Below are 20867 nucleotides of genomic sequence, written 5' to 3'. Positions count from 1 at the left end.
ATCTTGCGCGAGCGATGAAAATGTCCCTCAGTACCAGACATGAAACAAGAAACGCCGTGTATCGCAGTGTGCTTCATCGATCCGAAGGCCAAGCTCTGTCTGGGCTGCGGGCGCACCCTGCCCGAGATCGCGCGCTGGCACGCAATGGACAGCGCGGAGCGGCTGGCCGTGATGACAACACTGCATCAGCGCATGCAGGACGCGGGGCTGCCGATTCGCGCGTCACGTGCCGATCGCAAGACCGGATCCTGACCGCAGCGGGTGCTGCATGATGCGGGCGCTCACAATCCTTGCTATCGTTATGACGACCGTGGGCTTCCTGCTGTCGATGTCGCACCCCGTCGCATTCGCCAGCATGAAAGGCGCGCTGATCCGCGCCACGGACCGCACCCTCCTAAGCGCCAAGCCCCCGCGCGCCGTCGAAGTCGCCCGCAGCGACAGCGGTGAATTCTCGCTGCGGGCAAAAATCAACGGCGTCAGCACGCCGATGGTGATCGACACTGGCGCGACCTCCGTGGTGCTGACCTATGAGACGGCGAAGGCCGCGGGATTGCCGCTGGAATTGCTGGACTACAATGTGGATGTGGAAACGGCTGGCGGCCGCGTACGCGCGGCACGGCTGACGCTCGATCGCCTCGCTGTCGGAAAGCTGGTGGAGCGTTCGGTGCCCGCGCTTGTGGTGCCGCGCGGCCAGATGAAATCCAACCTGCTCGGCATGAGCTTTCTCAACCGGCTGGAAAGCTGGGAAGTCCGCCCCGACAAGCTGATGCTGCGCGGGTATCCATAACCTTACGCTGCGATCGATGCGTCCGTGCGCTGTCCCACGATCCGGAGCGCATCGCGCAACGACTCCGTCCCCGCCCCCGGCTTCGTGCACACTTCGGCCAGATAACGGCGGAACGCTCGCGCACCGGGCACGCCATGAAATGCACCCACCAGGTGTCGCGTGATCGAATGCAGCCGCGTTCCGGCGGCAAGCTCGCGCTCGATATAGGGCATCAGCGCCTCGATGGCGTCGTGCATGGTCGTGTGCGGCGCGGCCTCACCAAACAATTCCGGATCGACGCTGAGCAGCCGCCACGGCTCCTGATAGGCCGCGCGGCCCAGCATCACGCCATCGACATGATCGAGGTGCGTCTTCGCGTCGGCAATGGTGGCGATGCCGCCATTGATCGAGATCGGCACATGCGGCATCGCCGCCTTGAGGCGATAGACGCGGTCATAATTGAGCGGCGGGATGTCGCGGTTTTCCTTGGGCGACAATCCATTGAGCCATGCCTTACGCGCATGAACCACAAGCGCGTCGGCTCCTGCGGCAATCACCGAGCGGCTGAGCGTATCTAATGCAATTTCCGGGTCCTGATCGTCGATGCCGATGCGGCATTTCACCGTGACCGGAATTTTGACAGCCTGCTTCATCGCCGCAACACAGTCTGCAACGAGTTGCGGCTCAGCCATCAGGCATGCGCCGAAATTCCCGCCCTTCACACGATCCGACGGACAACCAACGTTCATGTTGATCTCGTCGTAGCCGAAGCCCTCGCCGATCCTCGCGCTTTCCGCGAGATCGCGTGGATTCGATCCGCCAAGCTGGAGCGCGACCGGATGTTCGCTGGCATCGAAGCTGAGGAGCCGCTCGCGGTCGCCGTGAATGATCGCCCCCGTGGTCAGCATCTCGGTATAGAGCCGGGCACGGCGCGACAGCAGACGGTGGAACACGCGGCAATGCCGGTCAGTCCAGTCCATCATTGGCGCGACGGAAAATATAAATTCTATATTTTTCAAATACTTACCTTATGACATCAATGGGATGAAGCAGGACCGTATGCATTGCAAATTAGACGAAATTGTACCCGCTTGTACCCCCCTTTTGACCTCTCGTTGCACATAGAGCCTTACGAAAGGACGAAATCGATAAGCTCAATCACATATTGGCCGGTCGTGATGATGTCGCCGCGCTCTAGCTTGATCTAGATCAGCATCCGTCACGGCACGATGTGATGCTTCAAAATATGGCAAGTTCAGAGCGATCATCCTTTCAGTCGGCAGTTCTCAGCGCAAATTCGCGGCCACAACTCAAGATTCGCTTTGCCAATCTCGATACCGGACGGGAAAACGTCGCCGTCATCTCGCGACGCTCGCACGCGTTGCGTCCCGACGTCTTCAGTGGCTTCAGCCGCGTTGAACTGCGCTGCGGACAGAAAGTTCTTCTGGCCACCTTGCTGATCACGGACGATGACACCGTGGTCGGCCCGGATGACCTCGGGCTCGCGGCGCCCGCATTTCGCCGCCTGAACGAACCGGAAGGCTCATTGGTAAGCGTCTCCCCGGCTCAGCCACCGGTCAGCCTCGATGCCGTCCGCGCAAAGGTTCAGGGCCATGCTTTGAACGCCCTGCAGATTCAGGCCATCGTCGATGATATCGCCCACTATCGCTACTCCGACGTCGAAATCGCCGCCTTTCTTGTAGGATCGGCGCGCTTCTTGACGGCAGACGAACTGCTCGCGCTGACCCAGGCGATGGCCGCCGCCGGCACCCAGCTTCGATGGCAACAAAATATCGTCGTCGACAAACATTGCATCGGAGGCATCCCCGGCAACCGGACATCGATGATCGTTGTTCCTATCGTGGCGGCACACGGACTCACGATTCCGAAAACGTCATCGCGCGCGATCACCTCACCGGCAGGTACCGCCGACACTATGGAGGTACTGGCGCGGGTCGATGTCGGAATAACCGAGATGAAAGAGATCGTCGCGAACTGTAAGGGGTGTCTGATCTGGGGCGGACACGTCAATCTTTCGCCCGCCGACGACATCCTGATCTCCGTTGAGCGCATGCTGAGTCTCGACACGAACGAACAGATGGTTGCCTCGATCATGTCGAAGAAACTCGCGGCGGGTGTAACCCACCTGCTGATCGACATTCCCGTGGGTCCGTCTTCGAAAGTCACCAACGCCAACGAAGCGCTGCGGCTGCGAAAATTATTTGAGTTCGCAGGCGACTATTTTGGCATAGCGGTCGATGTAGTTACCACCGATGGCCGGCAGCCGATCGGATCTGGAATTGGTCCTGTGCTGGAAGCGCAGGACATTATGGCCGTACTGGAAAACAAGACGGATGCACCGAAAGACCTGCGTGAGAAGTCGCTGAGGCTTGCCGGACAACTTCTGGAGTACGATCCGGATTTGCGCGGAGGCGCCGGTTACGCCAGGGCGCGCGACCTCTTGGACAGCGGTGCTGCGCTGAAGAAAATGCAGGACATCATCGCCGCACAGGGCCCTTCGGGATGCACGACAGAGCTTGGAACTCTTCAAAGCGATTTGCTCGCAACGGCAGACGGCGTGGTGACGGGCATTGACTGCCTCAAAATGAACCGCATTGCGCGCACTGCCGGTGCTCCGATCGACAAGGGCGCGGGCATCAAGATCTTCAAAAAGATTGGCGATCGCGTCAACAAGGGCGACCCGCTGTACCGGATTTACTCGTGCGATGCCTCGGAGCACGATCTCGCCGTCAAAGCCGCCCGCGACAATTCCGGTTTCAAAATTGGAAGTCCATCGTCCTCTGAAGACGGCGCGCATGCATAAAATCGGTCTTCAATGCCTTCCAGACTCTCTCGACGCCGCGACGCGCCTCGCATCCCGGCTCGGTGTGGCCGCGGAGCCGATCGCATTGCACCGGTTTCCCGATGGTGAATTGCGCGCGACCGTATCGCCTCCCGCTTCGACCACCATCATCTATGCATCCCTGAACCAGCCTAACGAAAAGCTGATCTCACTCCTGTTTGCAGCAGAAGCGTTGCGGCGCAATGGCACGAGCCGCCTGATCCTTGTCGCTCCTTATCTCTGCTATATGCGGCAAGATGCGGCGTTCCAGCCGTTCGAAGCCGTAAGTCAGAAGGTTATTGGCAATCTGCTGTCTGGCATCGTCGATCGCGTCATCACGGTAGACGCCCATCTTCATCGCACCAAAGACATCCGCAACGTCTTTTCGGGAATTGCGGCGGACGATTTGTCCGCGATGCCTGCCATCGCCTCACACCTGCAAGCGTCCGGCCTTGATCCAGCGACCATTCTTCTGGGGCCAGATGAGGAATCCCGCGCCTGGGTCAGCAAACTGGCAGGACACCTCGGCGTGGCCTTCGCGGTTGCAAAGAAAACCCGTCAAGGCGATCAGTCGGTGAGGATAACTCTTCCGGATCAAGACTTGGGCGGCCGCCCCATCCTGCTCGTCGACGACATCGTGTCATCTGGTGGAACCCTGACGACCTGCGCGCGAATGCTGAAATCGGCAGGCGTGGGAACGATCGATGCCATCGTCACTCATGCGCTGTTTCCCGCAGATCAGACCGAAGAATTCGCGCGAGCGGGAATACGATCTATCCGATCCACTGACAGCGTGCGGCATCCAACGAATGCCATTCCACTCGACGCAACACTCGCTGACGCTTTGCGCGATGAACTTAATGATCGTCAGCCGAAGGAACTGCAGCCATGAGTGTCACCATCCAGTTTTGTGGCGCAGCTCATACTGTGACCGGCTCATGCTATCTGATTACAACCGCCAGAGCGCGCTTTCTGGTTGATTGCGGACTTTTTCAGGGACCGAAGACACTCAAAGCACTGAACTACGGCGACTTCCCGTTTCGGCCATCCGATATTGACGTCGTGTTTCTGACCCACGCTCATATCGATCACAGCGGCCTGTTACCGAAGCTGGTCAAAGCTCATTTCAAGGGGCGCATCTTGGCGACCCGCGGCACGATCGACCTCTGTTCCTACATGCTCCCCGACGCCGGGGGCATTCAGGAAATGGAGGTTGTCGCATTGAACCGGCGAAACGTCGCTCGCGGCAGGCCGGAAGTCTCTCCTATCTACACGAAAGTCGATGCGATTTCATCGCTGGCCTCATTTCAAGCGGTCGAATACGAAACGTGGTTCGAGGCGGCCCCCGGAGTCCGCGCGCGCTACTGGAATGCAGGGCATCTGCTCGGCTCCGCCTCGATCGAGCTCGAAATCTCCGACGGCAAGGAGTCAGATCCTCCTCTGCGGATACTGATGTCAGGAGATATCGGCCCCGATGGCAAACTGCTTCAGCCAGATCCCGAAGCGCCGGCCCAGTTCGACTATGTCATCTCCGAATCGACCTATGGTGATACCGATCGGCCGCAGACATCCTCACAACTGCGTCGCGAGAGGCTGGCTGCCGAAATCCGTGATGCCGCAGCAGCCAATGGCGCGTTGATCATACCGGCGTTCGCGGTAGAGCGAACCCAGGAGCTTCTTGTCGATATCATTGATCTGATGGAGCGCGGGACTGTCCCCGCTGGACCAGTATTTCTCGACTCTCCGCTGGCAATTCACGCGACCGAAGTGTTTCGCCAGCACGCTTCAAGCCTCGATAGCGAGGTCGATCTTGCACGCACCTTACGCTCCTTGCATCTGCGCTTCTCCGAGACAGTCGATGAAAGCAAAGCGATAGAAAAGCTTTCAGGCTTCCACATTATCGTGGCCGCCAGCGGCATGTGCGATGCGGGGCGCATCCGTCATCATCTCAAGAATTGGCTGTGGCGGCGCAATGCAACCATCCTTCTGGTTGGCTTCCAGGCTCAGGGCACGCTGGGCCGCTTTCTCAGCGACGGCGCCAAGGCTGTGCGCATACAGGGAGAGGAAATCCACGTCGCGGCCCGGATCAGGTCAATGGATGACTACTCCGGCCATGCCGACGGGCCGGAACTGGAGCGCTGGATCGCTGCCCGACGCCCGATCCGCAAAGGCGTTTTCCTGGTTCACGGAGAAGACGATGCGTTGAAGGGATTAGAGCAACGTCTCGCGAACCGTATCATTCCCGAATCTCGTATCCATATCCCCATTCTTGACGAGATCTACGAACTCACAACGCCTGTTCCAACGCTCGTTGAACCGACACGCCGCCGGCGTTTGACACCTGACGCCGTCGTCCATCTGGATTGGCACAATGACATGTCGAAACTCATTCTCGACATCAATGAAAAAATGGATTCCGCGGCAGATGATCGCGCGCGCGGGGTTATCATCAGACGGCTAAGACGGGCGCTTGAAGACCAGGCGTAAGCGGGCCATCAAAATCATCCTGAAGGAACGGCCCCATGCAAAACCTTAAACGAGCATTTTGGAGCGCGCTCGCCCTTCTCGTCTTGCTATGGTTGATCGCGGAACCTTCCATATTTCAGTCAACGACCTTCTTTGCTCTTCGCGGATCGATGGTGCAGTTGAGCGGCATTGCCGCAATCGGCTGCATGAGTCTCGCGATGCTCCTGGCGCTGCGACCACGCTGGCCAGAGCAGTGGCTAGGCGGTCTGGACAAGATGTATCGTCTGCACAAATGGCTCGGCATCGCAGCCTTGGTCGTCGCTACCATCCATTGGCTCTGGTCCGAAGGACCGAAATGGGCGGTCGGCTGGGGCGTGTTGGAGCGGCCGGCGCGCGGACCAAGACCCGCTATCGAAAATTCAATCGAGGCGCTCTTTGCGAATCTGCGCGAAGTGGCTGAAGGCCTGGGCGAATGGGCCTTCTATGCCACGGTGGTTCTGATCGCGCTGGCGCTCATTCAGTATTTCCCCTACCGGCTCTTCCAAAAGACGCATCGCCTTCTCGCCGTCGCCTATCTGTTGCTCGTCTTTCATGCCGTCGTACTATTCAAGTTCAGCTACTGGACGTCACCCGTCGGGGTCGTGATGGCGGTACTGCTTGCCAGCGGCACACGGGCGGCTGTCATTGTCCTCCTGCGCCGGGTGGGTGCTGGGCGGCAGGTCAAATGCGCGATCACCTCGCTGCAATACTATCCCGGCGTCAGGACACTCGAGACCGAAATCGAGGTGCCGCACGGCTGGCCAGGCCACAAGCCGGGCCAGTTCGCCTTCGCTACGTCAGACGCGTCGGAAGGAGCTCATCCTTATACCATTGCTTCCAGCTGGCATGCCGACAACCCCAGAATCACCTTCATCACCAAGGAGCTGGGTGACCACACGAGCCACCTGCGCGAGAAGCTCCGTGTCGGCCAGGAGATGAAGGTCGAAGGGCCCTATGGCTGCTTCACTTTCGACGACGACCGCCCGCACCAGATCTGGATTGGAGGCGGCATCGGCATCACGCCTTTCGTCGCGCGCATGAAACACCTATCCATACAGAAGGGAGATCCCGATTGGCCTGCAGCCCAAACAATCGATCTCTTCCATACCACCGCCGATGTCGACGAAGCCGCCCTCGGCAAATTGGCGGCCGACGCCTCCTCCGCCGATGTTCGCCTGCATGTTCTGGTCGATGCTCGTGATGGACGTTTGACCGGCGACCGCATTCGCGAGGCTGCAACGCAATGGCGCGATGCAAGCATCTGGTTTTGCGGTCCGACTGGCTTCGGCGAAGCGCTGAAACGAGATTTTGCCGCACACGGTTTTCCCGTTAAGGACCGATTCCATCAGGAGCTATTCGCCATGCGGTAACGAAGTGGATGCCGGTAAAATCCGGGCTCCCTTCGATCCTCCGCGGTATCGCCGGTCAACTCCAATGTGACTTGCATGCGTCGGAACGACTTCGGCACAGAGGCCGACGGATGGACGTCAGGTCGGTAGCCCTTTCCGGATCGAGAGGACAGAAATTCGGCAAACGGCGCTCGTGTGATATGCACACTTCTTCACGACTGCAATTTCGCGTCGGCGTGTCGGATAACGAATGACCATGATCGATCCCATCATCCTGAAGCTGGCCACCGCACTGGGAATCGGCCTGCTGATCGGCGCCGAGCGGGAGCGCCGCAAGGGGACTGGACCGTCGCGTTCGCCCGCCGGCATAAGAACGTTTGCCGTCACCTCTCTTGCCGGCGCCGTCAGCGTCGTCGTGGGCGGTCCGACCATGCTGGCTGTTACGACCGCCGGCGTTATCGCCCTGATTGCGGTCGCTTATTGGCGGGGAAATCAAAAGGATCCGGGACTTACGACTGAAATCGCGTTGACTGTCACCGTATTGCTCGGAGGACTTTCGATGCAACAGCCGGCGCTTGCGGGCGGGCTTGGGGTGATGGTTGCCATAGTACTCGCCGCCAAATCCCGGCTGCATCGGTTCGTCGGAAACATCCTCACCGAAGATGAACTGGAGGACGCCCTGCTCTTCGCAGGAGCAACGCTGATTATCCTGCCCCTCGTGCCCGATCGTCCCATGGGACCCTATGCGGCCTTCAATCCGCACGCGATTTGGGTCGTCGTTATCCTTATCATGGCCATCAGCGCGGCAGGCTATGTTGCGGTACGCCTGCTCGGAGCGCGGTTTGGATTGCCGGTCGCCGGCCTCGCTTCAGGCTTCATTTCCAGTGCCGCGACGATCGCCGCAATGGGCGCACGTGCAACCAAAGCAAAGGATGTATTGGCCGCAGCGGTTGCAGGCGCCGTATTATCGACGGTTGCCACGATCATCCAGATGGCGCTGGTTTTGGCCGCCACAAGCATGGCCACACTTATATCCTTGGCCGTTCCGCTGATCTGCGCCGGTGCCGTTGCGATCGTCTACGGGACAGCTTTTACGATGCTGGCCTTGCGACAGAAGAATGAAGCGGAACTGCAGAAAGGCCGCGCCTTCAGTCTTCGGACGGCGTTCGTGTTTGCGCTTACTCTTTCCGTCATTCTCGTCGCATCCGCAGTGCTGCAGGACCGGTTCGGTGCGAATGGCATCATCGCCGCTGCGGCGATCGCAGGCTTCGCCGATACACATTCCGCCGCGGTCTCGGTTGCGTCTCTTGTTGCATCGGGAAAAATTACGGCGTCGGACGCGCTGTTGCCAGTCCTCGCCGGCCTTTCAACCAACACGATCAGCAAGATCGTTCTTGCGGCCACAAGCGGAGGGTTTTTGTTTGCTGCCCGCGTGATCCCGGGATTGCTGCTGGTTGCTCTTGCGGCATGGGCGGGCGCGTTCTACGGCTTGATCGTCGGTTGAACGAACCGTGTTGCCTGAATTTTCGAACCCGCGTGATCTTGGCGCGGAGCGATGCCTCAAGGGCGCTCAGCTTAGTTTTCAACTTTCAAGTCATCAATCATGCCAAATTCCGTGACTGGCATGATCCAATATACCAGTCTGGTTCCTGCGAATGCTGTCTTCAGCCGGGCGAGCAATCGCGCGGCATCCTTCCTTTCCAGAATTGCTCGCACCAGCACCTCGTCGGCGTGACCTTTAACCTGCTCGGCCGCCGTCCGCAGCCGCGCCATCGGGCCGTGACCGGCGCCATCGGATGCCGTGAAGCCTGATACCAGATCGCGCTGCTCGCTAAGATAATCGAACAGTTCCTCGCGAAGATTGCGGGCGGCGATCAGTGTCAGGCAAACGGATTCGACTGTCATTCGACCCTCTTCGCAACACTGCCAAACCGACGATAAAGGATCGGAAGAAGTATGAGGGTCAGAAGCGTCGACGATAGCAACCCGCCGATCACGACGATGGCCAGCGGCTTCTGAATTTCCGATCCGGGGCCGGAAGCAAACAATAATGGGACAAGTCCGAGAGCAGTAATGCTGGCGGTCATCAGCACCGGCCGAAGCCGACGCTTGGCGCCCTCAACGACAATGCGGTCCTCCGGGATGCCATGGGCGCGCAACTGGTTGAAGTAGGAGACCAGCACAACGCCATTCAAAACTGCGATGCCTAGCAGTGCGATGAACCCTACCGAAGCTGGAACAGACAGGTATTCACCTGTCAGGACAAGCGCAAATACACCGCCGATGAGGGCGAAGGGGATGTTCACCAGAACCATCAGCGCCTGGCGGATCGAGCCGAATGTGGTGAAGAGCAGAACGAAGATTAGTCCAATGGCAACCGGAACGACAATCGACAAGCGCGCGGCCGCCCGCTGCTGGTTTTCGAACTGGCCTCCCCAAGTAAGCCGATAACCCTGCGGCAGCGTCAATTCTGCCTCCACCTTCTGCTGCGCAGCCTGAACGAAGCCCACCATGTCGCGACCTCGAACATTGGACCGGACTACGCTCATGCGGGCTCCGTCTTCGCGGTCAATCTTGACAGGACCATCAACCCGATGAATGCGGGCAACCTGAGAGAGCGCCACGTGCTGTCCGGACGCCAGCGTCAGGGGCAGATTGGCCAGCATGGATGGCGCCTCACGGGTATTCTCGCTGCCGCGAAGCAGTATCGGCGTGCGGCGTCCATCTTCAAGTGCGGTGCCGATGGTCCGGCCTTCAATCTGGGTGCGCAGCGAGGCGGCAATCGCATCCACCGCCAAACCCAAACGACCCGCCTCCAGCCGGTTCACGGAGACAGTATAATATTGAGCGCCTTCGTTGAGTGTCGTGTAAACATCCTCAGCGCCATCGATGCTGGAGAGGATACCGGACAGCCTGCTTGCGATTTCGTTGAGCTTGGTGATGTCAGGACCGAAGATCTTCACCGCGACGTCGCCACGCACGCCGCTGATCATCTCCTGGACACGCATGTCGATCGGCTGAGTGAAGCTGAGCGACAGACCCGGAAAGTCGTTCAGCACATGACGAAGCTGCTGAAGGAGGACAGACTTATCAGTCGTCTTTCGCTCTTCCGACGGCCTTAAAACCAGAAACGTGTCGGTCTGATTGGGGCCCATCGGGTCAAGGCCGAGTTCGTCCGATCCTGTTCGAGCGACGATCCCCGCAACGTCAGGTACCCGCGCCAGAATGGCAACCTGAAGCCTGGCATTGATCGCAATTGACTGATCGAGATTGATGGACGGAATTGCCTCGACGCTGATGATAATGTCGCCTTCATCCATGGTCGGCATGAATGTCTTGCCCAACTGGGTATAGGCAAAGCCCGCCGCAATGAGAGCTGCCACTGCCGCAGCCATCACCTTGCGTTCATTGTTCAGTGCCCAGCCAAGCGCCGGCGCATAGCCTCGTGACGCAAGGCGGACGAGCCAGGGCTCCCGGTGCGGGGCCGCCTTGAGGAGAAACGAAGTCGCCACCGGAAGTACCGTGAGTGCCAGCAACAGGGAGGCAGCCAGCGCGAAGATGATGGCAAGCGCTACGGGAATGAACAGCTTTCCCTCAAGCCCCTGCAGTGCAAGCAGCGGTACGAAAACGATAATGATGATCATTACGCCTGTTGCGACTGGTTCCAGCACCTCGCAGACCGAACGGAACACCGTATGAATGATCGGTGTCGTCTTCCCTGCTTGATTCTTGCTGAGATTTCCCACGATGTTTTCGACGACGACCACCAGCGCATCGATCAGCATGCCGATGGCAATCGCCAAGCCGCCCAGACTCATCAGGTTGGCCGACATGCCGACGACGCGCATGGCGATCAACGCGATCATGATTGCAAGCGGCAGGCTCAGGGCGATCACAAGCGAGGCTCGCCAGTTGCCGAGAAACAGCAGCAACAAAACGATGACCAAAACCGTAGCTTCACCCAATGCCCGCACGACGGTGCCGACCGCGCGGCCAACCAGCCTGCTCCGATCATAAAACACGTTAATGGTAACACTCTTCGGCAGCGCGGGCTGCAGTTCCTGCAGGCGCTGGCGAACATCACGCACAAGCTGGCCCGCATTGGCGCCACGCAATCCGAGCACGAGTCCTTCCACCGTTTCGCCGCGACCATCGATCGTGACGGCGCCATAGCGCGTGAGCGAACCGACCTGGACGCGGGCAACATCGTTGACCCGGATCGGAATGCCGTTTCTGGTGTCGACCACGATGGCCTTGATGTCATCGATCGAGCGAATGCTGGCTTCGATGCGGACAAGGGCGCTGTCTTCGCCCTGATTGACACGGCCGGCGCCATCATTGCGGCTATTGGCGTCGATCGCCCGCCGAAACAGATCATACGAAATGCCGCGCGCCGCAAGCGCATCGCTGATCGGCACAATCTCAAAGGCCCGGACGTAGCCACCGAGCGAGTTGACATCGGCAACCCCCGGGACAGTTCGCAGCGCCGGGCGGATCACCCAATCGAGCAGACTTCGCCGCTCCGCCAGCGAGAGATCAGGACTGTCGATCGTGAACATGAACATTTCGCCGAGAGGACTTGTGATCGGAGCAAGGCCGCCGGTCACGCCTTCTGGAAGATCACGCGCGATATTGGATAGCCGTTCCGATACCTGGTTGCGCGCCCAGTAGATGTCGGTGCCATCTTCAAAATCGACGGTAACGTCGGCAAGCGCGTATTTGGTTGTCGAGCGAAGGATTTTCTTGTTAGGCAATCCAAGCAGTTCAAGCTCGATTGGGACCGTGATCCGTTGTTCAACCTCTTCGGGAGTGAGACCCGGCGCCTTCATGATGACTTTCACCTGCACGGGTGAGACGTCAGGAAATGCGTCGATCGGCAAGGTAGGCAGAACAACAATGCCCGCGCCGATGAGCAGAAGAACGCTCAAGGCGACAAACATGCGCTGTGAAAGCGCAAAGGCGACTAGACGCTCGAGCATTACTGGGCTCCGAGCCGCAGCAGGATTCCTCGCAGGGCGGTGATGCCGCTTACGGCCACTTCGTCCTTGTCAGTGATCGCGCCTGACACCACGACGTGGTCCTGATCCTCAGCCAGAAGCGTCACGGGCTCCAGGCGAAATCCTCCCTCGATTGCAACAAAGACCGATGCCTTGTCCCCGCGCCGGACAAGGGCACTGTAAGGGACCTCCCAGGCGCTTTCACTGGAGGAAAGAAAGCCGATCCGTACAGCGGCGGTCTGTCCGGGGCGTAGTTCACCCGTATTCTGCACCTCTGCTCGCACCAAAACGGTCTGGGTTGCCGCGTCCGTTGTTTCGGACACCAGTATGACCTGGCCAGGGGACGCATAACCGTCGATTTCAACTCTCGCGCCGGGTCGGATGGCGCGGATGCTCGATGCCGGAATCGCAATCTCGGCCCATAAGGTCGACAATCGTGCGAGCTTGACGAGCGGCGCCGCCTGCTCAACCCGCTGACCGGGGGAAACCACAATTTCAACAACTGTTGCCTGCTGAGGCGCAGTGACCGAAACTGTCGCCGTGATCGCCGTCTCGCTGGTCAAGCGCGAGATTGCCGCATCGGAAAGACCGCTGAGCCGAAGCATCTGCCGACGTTCCGCTACAGCGATACTTGCCTGGCGGGCTTCGGTCTGACTGGTTTCCAGAACGCGTTGCGCCACCGCCCTCCCTTCGAAGAGGTCGGTGTTCCGTTTGAGCTGCTGGGCGGCAAGCACATCCTGCGCGAAGGCTTGCAGGTAGTCCCGTTGAAGTGACACAAAGCTCGGGCTCTCAAGCGTGACAAGTGGCTGGCCGGAATTGACACGGTCACCTCGTGCAACCGACAGACCATTGACCATACCGGCCACGGGAGCGCTCACCACCCACAACTGGGGCGTAGGAATAACAATCTGGGCGGGATAAGGCAGTGTCAGATCAGTCCGACTCGATACGGGATGTACCACGCGAATGCCCAAGGTTTGCACCTGCGCAGGACTGACCTTCACCTCGTCCTCGGCGAACGACACTGTTGCAGGGCCAATCAGGGCGAGCGCAAGCAAGGCGCGAGTCAATCTCCGCCAGGAGCCAAGACTTAGGATCGCCTGAGCGAGATTCATCAGTAAAAACCATATGATCCGGTGGGGCGGCCAAGTCGCGCGATCCATTGAACTTGAGTAGTCCGTCCATGCTCCCCCGCTTTGATTTGTGTCAAGCGTTAGATGTGCTCAATGATCCAACCACGCATCGGCCTTTCAAGCCCCGCGATCAGTCGGTTTCATTCATCTCATCCGGCACCTATTGCAATTGCGACCTGTTCGCGTTTTGAAAATCGAGGACGATTGCCGGAATGATCTGCGTCTATCACCTCGCCAGTCTGACAGGAGCGAGGAGACGCGCCAGAGCAAGAGTTTTCTGAATGGCTTTCCCGAGATGAGACAACCGAGAATTGGACTCGGCAAGCCGTTGCGACACGGTAAGGCCGTCGACGACCGGTCGTAACCAAACTATACCCAGCCAACATTATGCTCGTTCCGGCGACATCCCTGATGCGGCAAGAATTCGGCCCCGTGCTGACAGAGCTGCGTCAAACGCGCCAAGGAGGACGTCAAATGTCTACCCAGTCTGCGGCAGCACGGGATGCGCCACAGCGCCTTGTCCGGTCACTCACATTGACGCACGCGGTGCTCTATGGACTTGGCGTCACCATAGGAGCAGGCATTTACGTTCTGGTCGGTATTGCGGCGGGTCGAAGCGGCATGCATGCGCCTCTCGCCTTCATCGGCGCAGCACTGGTCATGGCGTTTAGTGCGGCATCTTTTGCGGAATTGGGAACCCGCATGCCGGTGAGTGCCAGCGAGGCTGCCTATGTGCAAGCAGCTTTCAAGCGCGATTGGCTCAGTCTCGGCGTCGGACTTCTCGTGGTGGCGACCGCGACGATATCGGCCGCGACGATCAGTGTGGGCAGTGCCGGCTATGTTGCGGTCTTTCTAACCGCGCCGGCTCCATGGATTATAACCACGGTGGTAGTGATGATGGGCATCGTCGCCTGTCTCGCCACTGTCCAGTCGGTCACCTTTGCCGCGATCATGACGCTCATCGAAGTCGGCGGCCTCGTGCTGATCATTATTGCCGGACTAGGTCTTGGAGCCGACATTGTTACGCGTCTTCCTGAAGTGTGGCCTTCATTGCGCGATTCATCCGCATGGATCGGAATAGCCGGAACGTCACTCATCGCGGTCTTTGCCTTCATCGGCTTCGAGCATCTCGTCAACGTTGCCGAAGAGATGAAGGAACCGAGTCGCATCCTGCCCCGCGCGCTGTTCCTCACCCTCGGTTTAACCGCGCTTATCTACGCACTTGTTGTGTGGATCGCAGTGATGGCGGTGCCTCCGCAGGAACTCGCACGCTCTTCGGCGCCGCTTGCCCTCGTCTTCGAGCGACTGACAGGCCTGCCACTCGTGACCTTGAGCGCAATCGCTGTTGTGGCGACGCTCAACGGGATCATCGTCCACATGATCATGATTGGTCGCGTTCTCTATGGTCTTGCCGACCAGGGCAACCTGCCGAAAGTGTTAGCAAGATTGAATCGAGTAACGCATACGCCTCTTCTGGCGACGGTCATCGGCGTTGCGGCAATTCTGGTGCTCGCACTGGCAGTGCCTCTCGCGGGCCTCGCGGATCTCACGGCGCGCTTCACGCTCGCTATTTTCGCGATCGTGAATCTCGCGCTGATCCGGATCAAAAGCAGAAATGACGCGGCACCATCGGGAGCATTCATCTGCCCGCGCTGGGTGCCGTTCGCCGGCCTCATCTCGAGTCTCCTGCTTCTTGTGGTCGATCTCCTCGTTTAGTGAAGCCGGCGCAGGGCTGCATCGCGGCCCATCGCGCTTGACAAGTTCCTTTACAGAACTAACTTGACGCGCCACTTGCCTCGAACATTCCGGGCGGGACAAACTTTGCGCGACAGGACCCCTTCATGGCCGACACGACAGTCACTGCGGAACTCGCGGGCCGGGTCATTTCGACTCTCGATGTCGGGATTGAAGTGGGTATTGGTGACGATGTGGTCTTTATCGAATCCATGAAAATGGAAATTCCGGTCGCCTCGCCTGCCAATGGCAAGGTTAAATCCGTCCTCGTCCAGATCGACGACATGGTCGAGGAAGGACAGCCGCTTCTGGTTCTGGAAACCTGAACCGGCCACCGCATGCCAACTGGGAGACACACGATGCGTTCGACTGCGTGGCAGGACAAGACCGACGAAATCGACGAGCGCCGCAAGCTCGCGCTTCGGCAAGGCGGCGAAGCCGCGGTCCAGAAACAGCACGACAGGGGCCGCCTCACCATCCGCGAGCGCATCGAACGCGTTCTCGACAAGGATACGCTGAAGGAAGTCGGCCCCATCGCGGGCGCGGGCGAGCGCGCGGAGGACGGCACGCTGTCGTTTACGCCGGCCAACTTCGTGCTCGGCATCGGCAAGATCGCGGAACGTCACTGCGTGGTGGCCGGCGAGGATTTCACAATGGGCGCGGGATCGCCCAACGCCGCCGGACTGCGCAAGAGCATCTACACCGAAGATCTCGCGCTGAAGTACAAAATTCCGCTGGTGCGGTTTCATGAGGGCTCGGGCGCCAGCATCACGGGCAGTGGGGGCAAGAAGGTTCAGACCCTTCCCGGCGCGGTGTACGAGCGCAGCCGTTTCGAATCCATCGCGCGCTGTCTCGGAACGGTGCCGGTCGCGAGCGCCGCCGTCGGTGCTGTGGCTGGATTTCCGGCGGGACGGCTGGTTTCGTCACACTACACGGTGATGACGCGGACCACGTCGCAGATTTTGACCGGTGGTCCTGCGCTGGTTGAGCGCGCGCTCAGCGTCAAAATGACCAAGGAAGAACTCGGCGGCGCGCATGTCCACGAGAAAAGCGGACTGGTCGATGACGTGGTCGAGGATGAGACCGCGGCCTTCGACGCCATCCGGCGTTTTCTGTCCTACATGCCGCAGAATGTCTGGGAACTGACGCCGCGAGGTACCACAGACGATCCGGTGACGCGCGAAGCGCCAGAACTCGCCGACATCATCCCGGCCAACCGCAAGCGCATCTACAACATGCGGCAGGTGGTGGAGGCGATTGTGGATCGCGGCTCGTTTTTTGAGATGGGCAGGAAATTCGGACCGGGGCAGATCACCGGCTTCGCGCGGCTGTCAGGCTATGCCGTGGGCATCTTCGCCAGCGATCCGAAGCACAATGCAGGATCGCTCACCGCGGCCGGCGCCCAGAAGCTGCGGCGCTTTGTCGATATGTGCCAGACCTTCCATCTTCCGATCGTCACATTGGTCGATGAACCCGGCTTCATGATCGGTCCCGACGCCGAGCACGACGCCACCATCCGGCACGGCGCGTCGGCGCTGGTCTCGGTGGCGCTGTCGACTATTCCCTGGGCGGCGGTGCTGGTGCGCAAGAGCATGGGCCTCGCCAACTATGCTCACATGCCGTCGGACTGCTATGTGCTGGCATGGCCGTCGGCGGAAAGCGGCGCATTGCCGGTGGAAGGCGGCGTTGCGCTGGCCTTCCGGCACGAAATCGCCGCTGCTGCCGATCCCGCAGCGAAAAGGCTTGAACTCGAAGACCAGTTCGCCGCGCGCCAGTCTCCGTTTCTCAAGGCCGAGGCCTTCTCGGTCCATGACCTCATCCACCCTCGCGAAACCCGCTCGCGGCTGTGCGATTGGATCGAACTGGTGCAGCCCGGCCTCGCACAACAGCTCGGGCCGCCGCAGTTCTCGTTCAGACCGTAACGGAATACGCCTCCGCAGAAACGATCCGCCAAATTGACAAAACAGGCACTGTGGAGAGAATCCGCTGGCGGGGGCCTGCGTGATGGTCCCTCCCGATCAGCCAAGCGGATGCGCCATGACCAGCCAACGACTGACCGCACTGGACGGCTTGCGCGGCGTCGCCATTCTGCTGGTGATGGGATTTCACTATTTCTATCACCTTGAATCCTTTTATTATAAATCGACGCTCTATCCTTACGGCGAGACGTTCAGCAATGTTGTGATCTTCAAATACGGCTACATGGGCGTCGAGTTGTTCTTCATCATCTCCGGCTTCGTCATCGCGATGACGCTGGAGTCATCGAAGTCACTGCTCGATTTCGCGATCCGGCGCTTTGTCCGCATCTGGCCGGCGCTGATCGTCTCGGCGGTCATCACGTTTTTTCTGCTCAACTGGTCCGATGCACCGTTTGCCTTCACCCGCCGGCAGTTCTGGCCGAACTTCCTGCCCTCATTGACGCTGACACCGACGTCGCTGTGGTCGGGGCTGTTTCCGAAGGTGGATTTCGTCACCGGCGTCTACTGGTCGCTGGTGGTCGAGATTCGCTTCTACATGATCGCCTTGATCCTTTATTGGCTTTTCGCGAGGCAGAATCTCGCGCGCAACCTCGTCATCTTCACGGTGCTGATCTACGTTGTCCGCGCGCTGCTGCGGCGCTGGCTGCCGGGCTACAACGGCGTCTATGACGGCTTTTTCATTCCGGACTACATGCCGTGGTTCGCGGCCGGCGCGGTATTTTATGAAGTCTACAAAGAGCGCCTTGCGAAAGGCACGGCCTTCGTCCTGCTGGCGGTCGCGTACGCAATGATCGCGCGCATCAGCCTGAACTACGCGCCGATCGGCCGCGATCCTGTGGTTGCGGGCAGCTTCGCGCTGCTGTTCCTGATCCTGTTCTGGTTTCTGTCAACCAAACCGGCCTCGATGCGCATCCTCGAAGTTCGCCCGCTGGTCTGGATCGGCGAGTGCAGCTATTCGATCTATCTCTACCACTATGCGGTGGGGATGATCCTGATATCGCAGATATCCAAAACCATCGGGCTTGGATCGCAGCTTTTGCTGGTCGTGGGAGTTTACCTGCTGATATTCGCGGTGGGGCGTTTCTCCTACGCCACCGTGGAAAATCCAGCCCGCCGCTGGCTGACCAAGCTGCTGATCGGTCCGCCGCAGAAACCTGCGGCCGCGGCCTCCCCGGCGGCGTAGCAGCTAGACGATGGCAAACAGCTTCACTTGCCGGTGAATGTCGGCTGACGCTTGGCGAGAAACGCGCCGACGCCCTCCGCGAAATCCGTCGTGCCAATGCACGCACCGAACCCCGCCGCCTCGGCGGCAAGCTGATCGTGCAGCGAGTTGTCCAGCGAGCCGCGCAGCAGCGCCTTGGTCCGGCCGAACGCGAAGGTCGGCCCCTCGGCCAGACGACGCGCCAGCTTTTCGGTTTCGGCGGCGAGATCCGCAGCAGGTACGATGCGATTGATGAGGCCGAGCCGCAGCGCTTCCGGCGCATCATAGACATCCGACAGCAGCGCAATCTCCATGGCCTTGCGCAGGCCGACGAGGCGCGGCAGCGTCCATGACGACGAGCCGTCCGGGCTGGTGCCGAGCTTGGAATAGGCCAGCGTGAAGATCGCGTTTTCGGCGGCAATCGCGAGATCGGTAGACAACGCGATGCTCATGCCCGCCCCGGCGACTGCGCCCTGCAGGCTGGCGACCACCGGCTGCGGCAACCCTGCGAGAATTTCCAACCCTTCATGCAGCGGCTCCATGATCGTGGGCACGCGCGCGCGCACCGCGTCCGCCGGCCCCTGGAACGCGGAAATATCGCCGCCCGCCATGAAGGCTCGCCCTTCGCCGGCGATAATGACGACGCGATTGCCTTTATCGGCCGCAACGCTTTTGCAAGCGGCAAGGAATGCGTCCGCCGCCTCTACGCTGAGCGCGTTCAGGACCTTGGGACGATTGAAGACGATACGCGCAATGGGCCCATCGGTTTTCAGGAGCACTGGCTGATCGGACACGGACATTTCTCCCCGAACTGTTGCTTTGAACAACCGGTAAGACGGAAAGTCCGGAGCGTCAACGGACCGTCAGGCGCAGAAAACTCATGATGCAGCCGATGGCGGCAAATCCGGCGCCGAGCGCCAGCGCCCATGTCGCGCCCCCGTGTCCGGCTAGGCCGAAGCAGAGTGCGGCCAGCGCCGCGCCGATGGTCTGGCCGATCAGCCGCCCGGTGGCCACCAGACCGCTGGCGCCCCCGCTGCGGCCCGGTGGCGCGCTGGCCATGATGGCCTTCATATTCGGCGACTGGAAGAAACCGAACCCGCAGCCGCAGATCGCCATCCGCCAGACGATGTCGGCGACGCTGGGCGATGCCGGCAGCATCGCCAGCAGCGCCATTCCGATACCGAGCAGCACGAGGCCAATCCCGCCCAGCAACCCGGCGGAATGACGATCGGAAAGCCGCCCTGCGATCGGCGCCATGATCGCGACCACGATGGACCACGGCGTCATGAAGAACCCGGTCTCGACCTGGGTGCGATGCAGGACATCCTCGAAATAGAACGGCAGCGACACGAAGGCCAATCCTTGCACCGCGAACGAACAGACTGCGGTTGCGACGGACAATGTGAACATCGGCCTGCGGAAAAGATCGATCGGCAGCATCGGCGCCGGATGACCCGCCTGCCGGCGCAACAGCAACGCGCCGAAGATCACGGCTCCCATCAACTCCGCAATCACGACGACTGCCGACGTCCCGTGTGCCGCGCTGCCGATCCCGACAATGAAAAGACACAGGCAGATCGCCGTCAGCAGCGCGCCCAGCATATCGAACGCGTGGGGTGAGCGCGGCGTCTGCGGCAGCGTCTTGATGCCGACAAGCATGGCGACGACACCGAACGGGATGTTGATGGCGAACAGCCATGGCCACGATGCGACCGACAGAACCCCCGATGCGATCGCCGGGCCGAGCGTGAAGGCTGTTGCGACCACCAGCGCGTTGTTGCCGAATCCGCGCCCGTGGAGCCTTGAGGGATAGACGAACCGGACCAGCGCCGTGTTCACGCTCATGACGCCGGCGGCGCCGAGCCCTTGCAGAACACGCGCAACCAGCAGCGTCGGCAACGACCACGCCAGCGCGCAGGCCAGCGAAGCAATCGTGAACAGCAGCAGTCCGCCGAGATAGATGCGCTGGTGGCCAACGATCTCGCCGAGCGCCGCCAGCGGCAGCAGCGTCGCGACCATGGCGATCTGGTAGACGTTCACGACCCAGATCACATCGGCGGGCGTGGTGTGCAGATCAGCGGCAATCGCCGGAAGCGCAATGTTGGCTATAGCGGTGTCGAGCGCCGCCATCGCAAGCGCCGTGAAAATCGCCAAGACCGCCCAGCGCCTGCGCTCGGGAGGAAGGCCGTCGGTGATGGGCGCGAGCGTCGGCGAAATGGCGTCCATCGTGCCGAATATCCTGAAAGAGGCTGGGAATCGTGCCCAGCATATAGACGGGAAGCCCTCCGCCCTGCACTGCCCGCGCTGCATGCGGCATATGCGCGACGTGAAAATCCGGTGAAACCGCCAACACTCACGAAA

Annotated in this window: 17 protein-coding genes; 11 read left to right on the top strand and 6 right to left on the bottom strand. The window is 60.2% G+C overall.

Annotation, left to right across the window (positions count from 1 at the left end):
• Nucleotides 1–39 precede the first annotated feature (39 nt).
• Both LVY71_RS09860 and LVY71_RS09855 read left to right on the top strand, forming a co-directional pair.
• Complete coding sequence (locus LVY71_RS09860; RefSeq protein ID WP_235099615.1) at nucleotides 40–252, top strand: DUF1289 domain-containing protein; 213 nt, start codon at nucleotides 40–42, stop codon at nucleotides 250–252.
• A gap of 16 nt (nucleotides 253–268) precedes the next feature.
• A complete protein-coding gene (locus LVY71_RS09855; protein ID WP_235099614.1) occupies nucleotides 269–787 on the top strand; it encodes a TIGR02281 family clan AA aspartic protease in 519 nt (172 codons plus the stop codon).
• A 2-nt stretch (nucleotides 788–789) separates the two neighbouring features.
• Here LVY71_RS09855 and dusA read toward each other — a convergent pair whose 3' ends face one another.
• A complete protein-coding gene (gene dusA, locus LVY71_RS09850; protein ID WP_283842519.1) occupies nucleotides 790–1785 on the bottom strand; it encodes a tRNA dihydrouridine(20/20a) synthase DusA in 996 nt (331 codons plus the stop codon).
• A 227-nt stretch (nucleotides 1786–2012) separates the two neighbouring features.
• Here dusA and LVY71_RS09845 point away from each other — a divergent pair, with 227 nt between their 5' ends.
• From LVY71_RS09845 to LVY71_RS09825, 5 genes are all read left to right on the top strand, one after another.
• Entirely contained in the window at nucleotides 2013–3590 is a 1578-nt protein-coding gene (locus LVY71_RS09845) for a thymidine phosphorylase family protein (protein WP_235099612.1), read from the top strand.
• Nucleotides 3583–4500, top strand: coding sequence for a ribose-phosphate diphosphokinase (locus LVY71_RS09840; protein ID WP_235100073.1), 918 nt, complete (start codon nucleotides 3583–3585; stop codon nucleotides 4498–4500). Before LVY71_RS09845 ends, LVY71_RS09840 begins: the two co-directional genes overlap by 8 nt.
• Nucleotides 4497–6095: an MBL fold metallo-hydrolase gene (locus tag LVY71_RS09835; protein WP_235099611.1), complete on the top strand. Its 1599-nt coding sequence runs from the start codon at nucleotides 4497–4499 to the stop codon at nucleotides 6093–6095. Before LVY71_RS09840 ends, LVY71_RS09835 begins: the two co-directional genes overlap by 4 nt.
• A gap of 35 nt (nucleotides 6096–6130) precedes the next feature.
• Nucleotides 6131–7483 carry a ferredoxin reductase family protein gene (locus LVY71_RS09830; protein ID WP_235099610.1) on the top strand — a complete coding sequence of 451 codons (1353 nt, stop codon included), beginning with the start codon at nucleotides 6131–6133 and terminating at the stop codon, nucleotides 7481–7483.
• A gap of 229 nt (nucleotides 7484–7712) precedes the next feature.
• Nucleotides 7713–8966, top strand: a complete 1254-nt coding sequence (locus LVY71_RS09825) for an MgtC/SapB family protein (protein ID WP_235099609.1) — start codon at nucleotides 7713–7715, stop codon at nucleotides 8964–8966.
• Between the two features lie 71 nt (nucleotides 8967–9037).
• Here LVY71_RS09825 and LVY71_RS09820 read toward each other — a convergent pair whose 3' ends face one another.
• Genes LVY71_RS09820 through LVY71_RS09810 form a run of 3 tightly spaced genes read right to left on the bottom strand, consistent with a single transcriptional unit; the run spans nucleotide 9038 to nucleotide 13574 of the window.
• Complete coding sequence (locus LVY71_RS09820) at nucleotides 9038–9367, bottom strand: DUF3240 family protein (protein WP_235099608.1); 330 nt, start codon at nucleotides 9365–9367, stop codon at nucleotides 9038–9040.
• Nucleotides 9364–12441, bottom strand: a complete 3078-nt coding sequence (locus LVY71_RS09815; RefSeq protein WP_235099607.1) for an efflux RND transporter permease subunit — start codon at nucleotides 12439–12441, stop codon at nucleotides 9364–9366. Before LVY71_RS09815 ends, LVY71_RS09820 begins: the two co-directional genes overlap by 4 nt.
• Complete coding sequence (locus LVY71_RS09810) at nucleotides 12441–13574, bottom strand: efflux RND transporter periplasmic adaptor subunit (protein WP_235099606.1); 1134 nt, start codon at nucleotides 13572–13574, stop codon at nucleotides 12441–12443. The genes LVY71_RS09815 and LVY71_RS09810 overlap by 1 nt, the downstream gene beginning before the upstream one ends.
• Nucleotides 13575–14003: 429 nt before the next feature.
• Here LVY71_RS09810 and LVY71_RS09805 point away from each other — a divergent pair, with 429 nt between their 5' ends.
• From LVY71_RS09805 to LVY71_RS09790, 4 genes are all read left to right on the top strand, one after another.
• The gene (locus LVY71_RS09805; protein WP_235099605.1) at nucleotides 14004–15308 is read left to right on the top strand and encodes an APC family permease; all 1305 of its coding nucleotides are present in this window, start codon (nucleotides 14004–14006) and stop codon (nucleotides 15306–15308) included.
• A gap of 125 nt (nucleotides 15309–15433) precedes the next feature.
• Nucleotides 15434–15652 (top strand): acyl-CoA carboxylase biotin carboxyl carrier protein subunit, encoded by a 219-nt coding sequence (locus LVY71_RS09800; protein ID WP_235099604.1) that lies wholly within the window; start codon nucleotides 15434–15436, stop codon nucleotides 15650–15652.
• Between the two features lie 33 nt (nucleotides 15653–15685).
• The gene (locus tag LVY71_RS09795) at nucleotides 15686–17248 is read left to right on the top strand and encodes an acyl-CoA carboxylase subunit beta (RefSeq protein ID WP_235099603.1); all 1563 of its coding nucleotides are present in this window, start codon (nucleotides 15686–15688) and stop codon (nucleotides 17246–17248) included.
• A gap of 115 nt (nucleotides 17249–17363) precedes the next feature.
• A complete protein-coding gene (locus LVY71_RS09790; protein WP_235099602.1) occupies nucleotides 17364–18488 on the top strand; it encodes an acyltransferase family protein in 1125 nt (374 codons plus the stop codon).
• A 23-nt stretch (nucleotides 18489–18511) separates the two neighbouring features.
• On the opposite strand, the gene LVY71_RS09785 is transcribed toward LVY71_RS09790, so the two are convergent.
• Nucleotides 18512–19300, bottom strand: a complete 789-nt coding sequence (locus tag LVY71_RS09785; protein WP_502797548.1) for an enoyl-CoA hydratase/isomerase family protein — start codon at nucleotides 19298–19300, stop codon at nucleotides 18512–18514.
• A 58-nt stretch (nucleotides 19301–19358) separates the two neighbouring features.
• On the bottom strand, nucleotides 19359–20732 hold the full coding sequence (locus tag LVY71_RS09780) for an MFS transporter (RefSeq protein WP_235099600.1): 1374 nt from the start codon (nucleotides 20730–20732) through the stop codon (nucleotides 19359–19361).
• Nucleotides 20733–20867: the final 135 nt, after the last annotated feature.

Source organism: Bradyrhizobium sp. G127 (assembly GCF_021502575.1).
In the GTDB taxonomy this organism is placed as follows: domain Bacteria; phylum Pseudomonadota; class Alphaproteobacteria; order Rhizobiales; family Xanthobacteraceae; genus Afipia.
This window is presented reverse-complemented; position numbering and strand designations above follow the sequence as displayed.

Bases quoted from the DNA above. Each gene is read 5' to 3' on its own strand.
- LVY71_RS09820 (WP_235099608.1), bottom strand. From the start codon at position 9,367: ATGACAGTCGAATCCGTTTGCCTGACACTGATCGCCGCCCGCAATCTT.
- LVY71_RS09840 (WP_235100073.1), top strand. From the start codon at position 3,583: ATGCATAAAATCGGTCTTCAATGCCTTCCAGACTCTCTCGACGCCGCG.
- LVY71_RS09810 (WP_235099606.1), bottom strand. From the start codon at position 13,574: ATGAATCTCGCTCAGGCGATCCTAAGTCTTGGCTCCTGGCGGAGATTG.
- LVY71_RS09815 (WP_235099607.1), bottom strand. From the start codon at position 12,441: ATGCTCGAGCGTCTAGTCGCCTTTGCGCTTTCACAGCGCATGTTTGTC.
- LVY71_RS09805 (WP_235099605.1), top strand. From the start codon at position 14,004: ATGCGGCAAGAATTCGGCCCCGTGCTGACAGAGCTGCGTCAAACGCGC.
- LVY71_RS09790 (WP_235099602.1), top strand. From the start codon at position 17,364: ATGACCAGCCAACGACTGACCGCACTGGACGGCTTGCGCGGCGTCGCC.
- LVY71_RS09780 (WP_235099600.1), bottom strand. From the start codon at position 20,732: ATGGACGCCATTTCGCCGACGCTCGCGCCCATCACCGACGGCCTTCCT.
- LVY71_RS09795 (WP_235099603.1), top strand. From the start codon at position 15,686: ATGCGTTCGACTGCGTGGCAGGACAAGACCGACGAAATCGACGAGCGC.
- LVY71_RS09830 (WP_235099610.1), top strand. From the start codon at position 6,131: ATGCAAAACCTTAAACGAGCATTTTGGAGCGCGCTCGCCCTTCTCGTC.
- LVY71_RS09800 (WP_235099604.1), top strand. From the start codon at position 15,434: ATGGCCGACACGACAGTCACTGCGGAACTCGCGGGCCGGGTCATTTCG.
- LVY71_RS09860 (WP_235099615.1), top strand. From the start codon at position 40: ATGAAACAAGAAACGCCGTGTATCGCAGTGTGCTTCATCGATCCGAAG.
- LVY71_RS09835 (WP_235099611.1), top strand. From the start codon at position 4,497: ATGAGTGTCACCATCCAGTTTTGTGGCGCAGCTCATACTGTGACCGGC.
- LVY71_RS09825 (WP_235099609.1), top strand. From the start codon at position 7,713: ATGACCATGATCGATCCCATCATCCTGAAGCTGGCCACCGCACTGGGA.
- LVY71_RS09855 (WP_235099614.1), top strand. From the start codon at position 269: ATGATGCGGGCGCTCACAATCCTTGCTATCGTTATGACGACCGTGGGC.
- LVY71_RS09845 (WP_235099612.1), top strand. From the start codon at position 2,013: ATGGCAAGTTCAGAGCGATCATCCTTTCAGTCGGCAGTTCTCAGCGCA.